Consider the following 10047-nt stretch of genomic DNA (forward strand, 5'->3'; position numbering starts at 1 on the left):
GTAAGGGGGCCGGTCGTCGGGTACTGCCGGCGGAGGTGGGCAGGAGGCTCCCGGCGTCGGCGGACTCAGCTCCAGGGCAGCGCGCCGCGCTCGGACCAGTAGCTCTCCGGGCTTTCCGCCAGTCCGGCGAGCCGCTCGTCGAGCTCATGGTCCCAGCCGGTCTCGACCGCGCCGAGGTTGTCGCGCAGTTGCCCGGCCGAGACCGCGCCGCTCAGCACCACCCCGGCCCACGGCCGTGCCAGTACGGCGGCCAGCGCGAGCGCGTCCGGTGTGGTGTCCCGCTCGCGCGCGGCGGCCAGGAGTGCGGCGGGTGCCGCCTGGGCGGTCAGCCGGCCGTTCGCCACGCCCTCCTTGACGATCACGCCCAGCCCCGCCTCGTGCGCCCGCGCGAGTGCCTCATCGGCCGAGCGCTCCAGCAGGTTCCACGTCGACTGCACCGTGTCGAACAGCCCGGCTCCGATCGCCCGGTCGATCGTGTCCGCCTGGCGCGGCCCGCTCGTCGACAGACCGATCGCCACTCCCTCGGCCCGCAGCGCGCGCAGCCGGTCGAGCACGTCCTCGTCGTCGAGCACGCCGCTCTCCACGGTCGCCGAGTGGATCTGGTAGAGCGACAGGTGCTCCCCGAGCAGCGCGCGTGTCTGCTCCAACTGGACGCGCAGCCGGTCGGCGGTGAGTTCCTTCACCTCGTGCCGCTCGGCGTCCAGACGCCAGTCGCCGACGTAGGCGTATCCCCACTTCGAACCGATCGTGACCGCTCCCGGGGCGATCCCGCGCTCGCGCAGCCAGCCGGCGAGGAACTCCTCCGCCCGCCCGTACGAGCGCGCCGTGTCGAGGTAGCGCACCCCTGCCGCCCAGGCGGCGTCGAGTACGGCCCAGGTGCGTGACCGCATCACGGCGATGTCGCGGTCGTCGCCGAGGTCCTCGGCGCGGCCGAGTGTGATGTAGGCGGGACGGCCGAGTGCGGCCAGGCCGAGACCGACAGGTGTCACGGTCAGACCGGTCTGGCCCAGAGGGCGTCGGACCAGCGAGTTCATGACCGCCAATATATCGGCCGCCAGATCCGGGGGCGTCGCGTGAGGTGCCGCCAGGCCACTGGCTATACACCGAAATATCTGTATATGCAATTCCCGATAGTCAGCGGGTGTCGTTTGTTGCCGGACTTGTGGCCAATATCTGCAATATTAGGCTTTTTCGCCTGACTTCCTTTAGTTCAAGCAATTTCTGGACTTATAGCGTTCTGGGATTGAAAGTAGAAAGCAGCGTGGTCGGAAGGGATATGGAGATGTTCCGGCTGGAACGACCTTGGAGGGCGTATGGGGAAGTGGCGGGTCGCGATCGTCGCGGTGCTGGTGCTGTTCGTCCTGGGAGCGGCCGCGCCGCCCCAGGCGCCGGCGGGGAAGTCGTACGAGGTGTGGCTGGTCGACCAGTCCAACACCGACGGGCTCTCCTACGGCGGCGCGGTCAACGTGTACTCCGGAGCCGAGGTCACCCACCGGCTGTCGGCCGCGCGGCCCGTCCACGTCATAGACCTGAGCGGTGCGACCTCGTCCCTCTGCCTGGCGAGCACCGGCAGCGTCCCCGTACGTCCCCACATGATTGTTTTCAACAAGGCCGACACCCACGCCGCGCTCGCCTTCGTCGCCAGCGGTCACGTGGTCGTCTTCGACGCCGCCGCCCGGCAGCCGCTCGCCTGCTTCCTCACCGAGGCCGGAGCGGGAGGGGGCCGGCAGGCCCATGCCCTCTGGCCCACCGAGGACGACAAGTACCTCGTCATCTCCAACCAGAACGGCAAGAAGCTGGAGCGCATCAGCACCGACTACGCGTCCGGTGCCTTCGTCCAGCAGCCGGCCGCGACGATCGACCTGGCCGGATGCACCACCCCGAACGGGATACCGTGCCAGGCACCCCGGCTCCGCCCGGACAACGCGCCGATCTGCCCGTTCATCGCCTCGGACAACGGCCCGGTCTTCGTCAGTCTCCGGGGCGGAGGGATGCTCGTGGTCGACTGGCGCACGACGCCGATGTCGATCGTGGGGGAGTACGACGCGAGCAGGATCCCCGCGAACGGCTGCGGGTTCATCGAGGCCAAGGGGAAGGTCTTCGGGAACGGAGGCGGTGGCACGCCCAACCACCTCGACCAGTTCAGCGTCTTCCGGCTGCCGATGAGCGGTTACTCACCGGCCAACCCGCCGAACACCCCGGCGGTCCAGTCGCTCTTCAACGACGACTCGCCCGACCGCGACGCGCACGGCGTCCTCGCCTCCGACGAGGAGCGCTACGTCTGGGCCGGTGACCGCGCCGCCAATGTCGCCGAGGTCTTCGACGGGGCGACCGGCGCCCATGTCGGCACCGTCGACCTCGTCTCCCGGTTCAGCGCGGACCCGACGGTCGACCTCTTCGCCGTCTCGCCCGACCACGACTGGGCCTTCGCCTCGACGCGAGGGCCGATCCCGCTCTCCGGCGACCCGCACTCCTCCCACGGAACCGACCCGGGAATGCTGATCGTCAAGCTGACCGGAAACGGTAAGAAAGGCGTGGTCAAGGGCCTGACCCCGATCTCCAATGTGGACGCCGGCGGCCTCCAGCGCGCCGACGCCCACGGCATCCGTGTGCGGCGTACGGGCCCCGTCCGGGCGGCAGCTGATTCGGCACCGTAAAGCAGGATCACTATAAATGTAAATAATTAACACTTCTTTGCTTGTTGGCGATAATTCCCTTCTTTAGTCTGATATGTCGCTATGTGTTCTTGGCGGGGCGGCTGCTCAGGGCGTGCCTGCGTGGTGACCGCGGGGGTTCGGTCTCCGGGAGCGAGGCGGTGCCGGGACTCTCCGCCGCGCACCGGCCACGTGGCCACGCCGGACACGGTGGTCAGCGGACCGCCGGCCGCTCCGCCTCCTCCTTGGGGATGTCGTACGAGGCCGCGCAGAAGGTGCACTGCATCCCGTACCTCGTCCGCACCGGGAACAGCGGGACGAAGAACAGGCTGAACTTGGTCACCCGCCGCGAGAGCACCTGCGCCGCCGCGTTGCCGCAGTTGCGGCAGACCAGGGTCAGTACCCCGAGCCGGTGGACCACCGTGCGCAAACCGAAGATAAGCATCTCTCACACCTACCCTGTCCCGGCCGGTCAAGCGCGAGGGGACCCCCGCTACCCCTTGTCGCCCCCCTCGTTGGCGCCGCGGATGAAGTAACGCTGGAAGATCACGAAGATGATCGCGACCGGGATGGTGGCCAGCACCGCCGCGCCGAGTTTGAGCGGATACTGGGTGCCGACCCCGAGGGAGCCGCTGACCAGGTCGGCCAGGCCGCGCGGCAGTGTGAAGAGGCTGGGATCCTGGACGGCCACCAGGGTGTGCGGGAACTCGTTCCAGCTGCTCTGGAAGGAGATGATCGTCAGGGTGATGACAGCGGGGCGCCCCATCGGCAGCACCACCGACCAGAAGATGCGGAAACGGCCGGCCCCGTCGATCCGCGCGGCCTCCTCCACGCTCACCGGGATCGACTCGAAGAACTGCTTCATGATGAACACGCCGGCCGCGTCCGCGATCACCGGCAGGATCAGCGCGGTGTAGCTGTCGTAGATGCCGAACTGGTTCAGCACGAGGAACTTCGGGATGAACAGCACCACCCCCGGAACCGCGATGATCGCGACGATCGCCGAGAAGAGCGCCTGGCGCCCGCGGAAGCGCAGCCGGGCGAGCGCGTACCCGGCCAGGGAGTCGAGGAACACCCGGCCGACGGTGATGACGACGGTCACCAGCACCGAGTTGCCCAGCCACAGCGGCATGCCGGTGTCGGCGAACACGCGCTCGAAGCCGGCAAGCGTCACCGGGTCGGGGATCGGCGAGAGCGGGCTGGCCGAGGCGTCGGGCGCGGTCTTGAACGAGTTGGCGACCTGGATGACGAACGGGTAGAGGAAGACCAGCGAGAAGAAGACCAGGACGGCGTACCCGCCGAAGGTGGAGACCAGCGAGCGGATCCCGCCCGGCCGCTCCGGGCGGACGGGGACGAGGCGATTCTTGGCCGCGGACATCATGCCCTCCTCTGGCGCGGCGTGCGGCGTTTCGCGTTCCCGCCGTCCTTGTCGCGCATGACCCATCGCTGGAACGCCGCCAGCACCACGATGAGCACGAACAGGATGAACGAGATGGCCGCGCCGGAGCCGTAGTCCAGCTCCTTGAAGGCCGTCTGGTACGACAGGAAGGCCGGGGTCAGGGTGGTTTTCGCGGGTTTGCCCTGGCTCATCACGTACACCTGGTCGAAGACCTGCCAGGTGGCGATCAGGCCGAGGGTCAGCACGAGGAACAGGGTGGGCTTGAGCATCGGCAGCGTCACGTAACGCAGGCGCTGGCGGAGGGTGGCGCCGTCCAGCATGCTCGCCTCCTCCAGGGTCACCGGGATGTCCTGGAGCGCGGCGAGGAACATCAGCATGAACGTTCCCGAGGTGGTCCAGACGACCAGGATGATGATCGTGCACATGGCCACGCTGGGGCCGGACAGCCAGTCCCACCACGACAGCCCGAACGGGCCGCCGCCGGTCAGCGCCTCGGGGGGTGCCTCGGGATCGACCAGGCCGACGGAGCCCAGTAGCAGGTGCAGCACGCCCCGCGCGTCCGAGAACCACGGGGGCCCGTCGACGCCGACGAGCGCGAGCAGCCTGTTGACCGCGCCGGAGTTGCTGAAGATGAACAGGAACAGGACGCTGATCGCCACCGAGCTGGTCACCGACGGGAAGAAGAACGCGGTGCGGAAGAAGCTCTTGCCCTTGAGGATCCGGCGGTTGACGATCAGCGCCAGGCCGAGCGCCAGGACCGTCTGGGCGGGCACCACGATCAGCACGTAGTAGAAGTTGTTGCGCAGGCTCGTCATGAAGTTCAGGCGGCCCAGGTCGTCCTGGGTGAACAGGTCGGTGTAGTTGTCCACGCCGACGAACGGCACCTGCGCGCGGAACGGGCTGCCCTGCCCGTTCCAGTCGGTGAAACTCACCCACAGTGCCATCAGGATCGGCAGCAGCATGAACAGGGTGAGGATCACCACCACCGGCGCCACGAAGAGCCAGCCCGCGATGTTCTCCCTGGCCCTGTCGCCAAGGCGGCGCGTGGGCCGCCGCGTGGTGGTCGTTGTCTCGGCCACGTCAGTCTCCCTCACGTCCGGTGCGCGGTCCCGGCCCGGGGCGGGCCGGGACCGCGCACCGGTCTGACTCAGTTGCCGAGCGCGGCCTTGGTGTTCTTCTGCAGGTTCGCCAGGATCTTCTTGGGGTCGCCCGCGGGCAGCTGCTGGATGGAGGTGTCGAAGTCGGCCAGCACGCTGTCCATCTTGGGGGCGTTGACCGGCCCCTGGGCGTACTCGGCGCCGTCGACGAACGGGGCGTCCTCGGGGAAGGCCTGGACGAAGGCGTCCTTGGCCGACTGGCGCGAGGGCATCACGCCGAACGCCTTGGCGAAGGCCATCTGCTGGTCGGCCTTGGTCATCGCCTCGACGAAGGCGATCGCCTGCTCCTTGTGCTTGCTCTTGGCCGCGATGCCCCAGCAGGTGGTGAAGGACAGGGTGCCCTTGCCCTTGGGGCCGGCCGGCAGCTCGTGGGCGCTGTACTTGACGTCCGGGTAGTCGACCTTCATCGCGCCCTTGATCCAGTTACCCTCGATGGTCATCGCGGCCTTGGCCTTGCCGAACGCCTCGCCGCCCCAGCCCGCGTCCACCTGCTTGGGGAACCGGGCGAGCCCGTCCTTCAGCAGGCCCTGCACGTAGCTCAGGCCCGCGGCGTTCTCCGGGCTGTCGGCGATCGCCTGCTTGCCGTCGGGGCTGACGATCCAGCCGCCGGCCTCCACCATGAACGCGCCGACCCGGTCGCGGGTGTCGCCGATGACCAGCGGGGTGACGTCCGGCTGCTTGTCCTTGAGCTTCCTGGAGACCGCGGTGAGCTGCTCCCAGCTGGTCGGCACGTCGGCGTCGGTGAGCCCGGCCTTCTTCCACAGGTCGTCGTTGACGATCAGCGCCAGAGTGGAGAAGTCCTTGGGCGCGCAGTAGAAGGTGCCGTTGTAGGTGAACGTCTCGCGCAGGCCGGGGTAGAAGTCGGCGGAGTCGGAGATCTTGTCCGCGTATGGCTCCAGCGCCCCGACGCTCGCGTAGTCGGCGAAGCGCGCGGCGTCGACGTAGAACACGTCCGGCGGGTTGCTCCCGGCGAAGGCCTGGCCGAGCTGCTGGGTCAGGTCCTGGGCGGGGGTGATCGTCGCGGTGCTGCCCGAGGACGCCGACCACGTCTGGGCGGCCGCGCGCAGCGCGTTCGTCTCCGCGTCGCCGGAGGAGCCGATGAGCACCTGCAGGCTGGCGGGCCCGCTGCTCTGCGGGGCGCTGCTCTGGCCGGCGGAGTCGTCGAAACCGCTGCCGCAGGCGGCCGAGGCCGCCAGGGTGCCCACGGCGAGCGCGGCGAGTGCCGCGGTACGGAGGTTGTGCTGCTTGATCGGCTGTTTCATCGTGCTTTTCCAATCTTCCTGGGGGGTGATCTGAAGAAGAACCAGGTGGTCATGCGGTCATGCGGTCATGACGACTGCCGGAGAACCAGAGACGGCTGGAGCAGTACGTGCGTGCGGGGCCCACCGGCCTCGGGGGCGTCGGGGGCACCGGGGGAGGGCGGGTCGAACAGCCGGGTGAGCAGGCCGACGCAGCCGGCCGCGGCCTCGGCCAGCGGCTGGCTGACGCTGCTGAGCCCCACCGCCTTCGCCACCGGCGTGTCGTCGAAACCGATCACGCGGACCGGGAGGCCCTCCTCGCCACCGGCCTGTCCCGCGACCGTGAGACGTCCCTCGGCCGTCAGCCGTCCCGAGGCGGTCAGCTGTCCCGATGCCGTGAGGGAGCGAACGGCGTGCAGCGCGCCCAGGGCGAGCGAGTCGCTGGCGCAGACCAGCGCGGTGATCGGCTGCTCGGCGCGCAGCAGGTCGCGGGCCGCCTTCTCGCCGTCGGCCACCCCGTCGTCCGTGGCCTGGTCCAGGCCGGCCGGGTCGATCCCGGCGCCGACGAGGGCCCTGGTCCAGCCGGACCTGCGGTCGTCGCCCACGCCGGAGCCGGGCGGCCAGCCGAGGAACCCGATCCGCCGGTGACCCGCGTCGAGCAGGTGGCGGGTGGCCGCCGCGGTACCGGCCGCACCGTCCACGTCGACCCAGGGGTGCTCCGGATCGCCGGCCGCCTCCCCGCCGGAAGCACCACCCGCGTTTCCCGCGTTTCCCCATGGCCGCCCGAACGTGACGAACGGCAGCCGCCGCTCGCGCAGCCACGCGGGGCGGCCGTCGCCGTGGTAGGTGCTGGTGAGCACGAAGGCGTCCGGCTCGTGACTTCCGACCAGGTCGTCGAAGGTGTCGATCTCCGATCGCTCGTCGCCCGCCGCGTAGAGCAGGATCCGGTATCCGGCTCGGGCCGCCGAGGCGGTCAGCCCGTGCAGGAACCGGTCCAGGACCGAGCCGTTGATCCCGTCCCGGTCCGGCTCGATGCGCGTGGCGATCAGCCGCGAGCGGCCGGTCCGCATCTGCCGTGCGGCCTGGCTGGCCCGGTAGCCGAGCGCCTCGATGGCCTCCCGCACCCGGTCGCGGGTCTCCTCGCGGACCAGTTCGGGGCTGTTGAGCACGTTCGACACCGTCTGGCGCGATACCCCGGCACGGCGTGCGACATCGGTAATCGTCACCTTTGTAGCCATATGCGCCTTTCTGAGGGTTTGAACGTTCAAGAGGGGATGAGGCATGATTGGATCGTTCAAGTAAACGGAGTGTAATGATTGGATCGTTCAAGTAAAGAGAGTGTTTCGCAATGTGCACCCGCCGGCCGTCGTCTGTCAAGACGTCACCGGCTCGACACGATCTCAGGGAGTCAGTCGTGTTCGACGACGCCTCATCCCCCACCCCCCAGGCGGTCACGGTGGCCGATTCCACCGCGGCCTACCGCCTCCAGCCCCTGCTGCACGACCTCGTCAGCACCGTGCTGGCGCCGACCGTCGCGCTGAGCGGCGGCGACGGGCAGATCCGCCCGGCCGGTGTCCAGGGCGTGTTCCACGCGGACTCCCGCGCCCTGTCGCAGGCCATCCTGACGATCGACGGCCGGGAGCCCGAGGCCGTCGGCCATGCCCCCCAGGGGGCGGGCGCCACCAGGTTCGTCACGCTGGCCCGATGGCTGGGTGATCCCGTTCCCGATCCCACTGTACGGATCGAGCGATTCCGGCAGGTCGTACCGGGGGGCATGGAGGAGCGTGTCGAGATCGTCTCCAGTGCCACCGTCCCCGTCGCCGCCGTCGTGAGCCTGGAGCTGGGCTGCGACTTCGCCCCCATCGAGGTGGTGAAGTCCGGCGGTGACACCGTGGAGGCCTCGGCCGAGTGCACCGCGCCCGGTGAGATCTCCTGGAACTCCGGCGGCGTCCGGGTCGTGGTGACCGGTACGGGCGCACGGGCCGAGTCCGCCGGGTACGCGCGCACGGGTTTCCTGCGCTGGCCGGTCGAGCTGGCGCCCCGCGGCCGGATCACCCTGTCCTGGAGGGTCGAGGTGTGCGACCCCCAGGCCGTGGTGACCGCGCCCGATCGCCCCGCCGAGTGGGCGGTGGGGGAGGGGGCACCCCGGGTCGTCGCCGCCGACCACCGGCTGAGCAGGCTCTTCGAGCAGTCCATGGACGACCTGCGCTCGCTGCGGCTGGCCGAGACCGCCGCCCCCGGCGACACCTTCCTCGGCGCGGGAGTGCCCTGGTTCCTCACCCTCTTCGGGCGTGACGGCATCTGGGCCGCCCGGATGCTGCTGCCACTCGGCACGGAGCTGGCCATGGGCACCCTCCGGGTGCTGGCCCGCAGGCAGGGAACCAAGATCGACCTCGGCTCCGGCGAAGCCCCCGGGAAGATCATGCACGAGCTGCGCCGACATGAGTTCGCGGTCGAGGGCAACGGACTGCACCTGCCCGCCGCCTACTACGGCACGATCGACGCCACGCCGCTGTGGATCAGCCTGCTGCACGACGCCTGGCGCTGGGGTGCTCCCGCCGCGGAGATCGCCGCGCTGCTGCCCCACCTGGAGGCCGCCCTCGGCTGGCTCGGCGGGCACGCCGACCCCGACGGGGACGGTTTCATCGAGTACGTCGACACCAGCGGCCGGGGCCTGGCCAACCAGGGCTGGAAGGACTCCGGCGACGCGCTGCGCTTCCATGACGGACGCCAGGCCCAGCCGCCGATCGCCCTGGTCGAGGTGCAGGGCTACGCCCACCAGGCGGCCCGGCAGGGCGCCGACCTGCTGGAGGCGTTCGGCCGCCCGGGAGCCGCCCGCTGGCGCGAGCACGCCGCGGCGCTGGCCGAGCGCTTCCGGGCCCGGTTCTGGGTGGAGGGGCCACGGGGCAGCTTCCCCGCACTGGCCCTGGACCGGGACAAGCGCCCGGTCGACGCGCTGACCAGCAACATCGGCCACCTGCTCGGCACCGGCCTGCTCACCGGGGCCGAGGAGGCCGGGATCGCCGACCTCCTCGTCTCCCCGGAGATGGCCGGTGGCTTCGGCCTGCGGACGATGTCGGCGGACGCCGGCGGCTTCAGCCCGCTGTCCTACCACTGTGGGTCGATCTGGGCGCACGACACGGCGATCGTGGTCGCCGGACTGGCCCGCGCCGGGTTCGCCGAACACGCGGCGACCCTCGCGGAGGGGCTGCTCGCGGCCGGAGAGACGTTCGGCTACCGGCTGCCGGAGCTGTTCGGCGGTGACGACCGGGCGGCGCTCGGGCGTCCGGTGGCCTATCCGGCCGCCTGCCGCCCGCAGGCGTGGTCGGCCGCCGCCGCGGTGACCCTCGTGCACGCGGCGCTCGGCCTCTATCCCGACGTGCCCGCCGGCCGGGTACTGCTGCGGCCGCTCGCGGGCGCTCCGCTGGGACCGGTCTCGGTACGAGGGCTGCGGATCGCCGGAGCCGAGGTGGGTGCGGCCGTCGACCCGCAGGGTGAGGTCGTCGTGACCGGTCTGCCCGCAGGGATCTCCACCGAGCGGGCAGGCCGGGACGTGAGCTGAGCCCGGCCGTCGCCCCCCCGGGGATTACCGCCCGGGC

At 70.3% G+C, this 10047-nt stretch carries 8 protein-coding genes; 2 read left to right on the plus strand and 6 right to left on the minus strand.

Annotated features, from left to right (window positions below; all coding sequences use genetic code 11):
- Nucleotides 1-65 precede the first annotated feature (65 nt).
- A complete protein-coding gene (locus ABZU75_RS09110) occupies nucleotides 66-1034 on the minus strand; it encodes an aldo/keto reductase (RefSeq protein ID WP_355551116.1) in 969 nt (322 codons plus the stop codon).
- Between the two features lie 279 nt (nucleotides 1035-1313).
- On the opposite strand from ABZU75_RS09110, the gene ABZU75_RS09115 reads away from it, so the two are divergent.
- Entirely contained in the window at nucleotides 1314-2657 is a 1344-nt protein-coding gene (locus tag ABZU75_RS09115; protein WP_355551117.1) for a hypothetical protein, read from the plus strand.
- A gap of 211 nt (nucleotides 2658-2868) precedes the next feature.
- Here the strand turns inward: ABZU75_RS09115 and ABZU75_RS09120 are convergent, their stop codons facing one another.
- The 5 genes from ABZU75_RS09120 to ABZU75_RS09140 form a co-directional block, all read right to left on the minus strand.
- Nucleotides 2869-3099 (minus strand): zinc-ribbon domain-containing protein, encoded by a 231-nt coding sequence (locus ABZU75_RS09120; protein WP_350930184.1) that lies wholly within the window; start codon nucleotides 3097-3099, stop codon nucleotides 2869-2871.
- Between the two features lie 48 nt (nucleotides 3100-3147).
- Nucleotides 3148-4035, minus strand: coding sequence for a carbohydrate ABC transporter permease (locus ABZU75_RS09125; RefSeq protein WP_355551118.1), 888 nt, complete (start codon nucleotides 4033-4035; stop codon nucleotides 3148-3150).
- Nucleotides 4032-5132 (minus strand): sugar ABC transporter permease, encoded by a 1101-nt coding sequence (locus tag ABZU75_RS09130; protein WP_355551120.1) that lies wholly within the window; start codon nucleotides 5130-5132, stop codon nucleotides 4032-4034. Before ABZU75_RS09130 ends, ABZU75_RS09125 begins: the two co-directional genes overlap by 4 nt.
- Nucleotides 5133-5200: 68 nt before the next feature.
- Complete coding sequence (locus ABZU75_RS09135; RefSeq protein ID WP_355551122.1) at nucleotides 5201-6472, minus strand: extracellular solute-binding protein; 1272 nt, start codon at nucleotides 6470-6472, stop codon at nucleotides 5201-5203.
- Nucleotides 6473-6537: 65 nt separating this feature from the next.
- Complete coding sequence (locus tag ABZU75_RS09140) at nucleotides 6538-7674, minus strand: LacI family DNA-binding transcriptional regulator (RefSeq protein ID WP_355551124.1); 1137 nt, start codon at nucleotides 7672-7674, stop codon at nucleotides 6538-6540.
- A 188-nt stretch (nucleotides 7675-7862) separates the two neighbouring features.
- On the opposite strand from ABZU75_RS09140, the gene ABZU75_RS09145 reads away from it, so the two are divergent.
- Entirely contained in the window at nucleotides 7863-10010 is a 2148-nt protein-coding gene (locus ABZU75_RS09145; RefSeq protein WP_355551126.1) for a glycogen debranching N-terminal domain-containing protein, read from the plus strand.
- Nucleotides 10011-10047: the final 37 nt, after the last annotated feature.

Source organism: Streptosporangium sp. NPDC005286, assembly GCF_040607515.1.
In the GTDB taxonomy this organism is placed as follows: Bacteria; Actinomycetota; Actinomycetes; order Streptosporangiales; family Streptosporangiaceae; genus Streptosporangium.

Coding starts and splice junctions, on each gene's coding strand:
- ABZU75_RS09115 (WP_355551117.1), top strand. CDS start 1,314: ATGGGGAAGTGGCGGGTCGCGATCGTCGCGGTGCTGGTGCTGTTCGTC.
- ABZU75_RS09135 (WP_355551122.1), bottom strand. CDS start 6,472: ATGAAACAGCCGATCAAGCAGCACAACCTCCGTACCGCGGCACTCGCC.
- ABZU75_RS09110 (WP_355551116.1), bottom strand. CDS start 1,034: ATGAACTCGCTGGTCCGACGCCCTCTGGGCCAGACCGGTCTGACCGTG.
- ABZU75_RS09120 (WP_350930184.1), bottom strand. CDS start 3,099: ATGCTTATCTTCGGTTTGCGCACGGTGGTCCACCGGCTCGGGGTACTG.
- ABZU75_RS09125 (WP_355551118.1), bottom strand. CDS start 4,035: ATGATGTCCGCGGCCAAGAATCGCCTCGTCCCCGTCCGCCCGGAGCGG.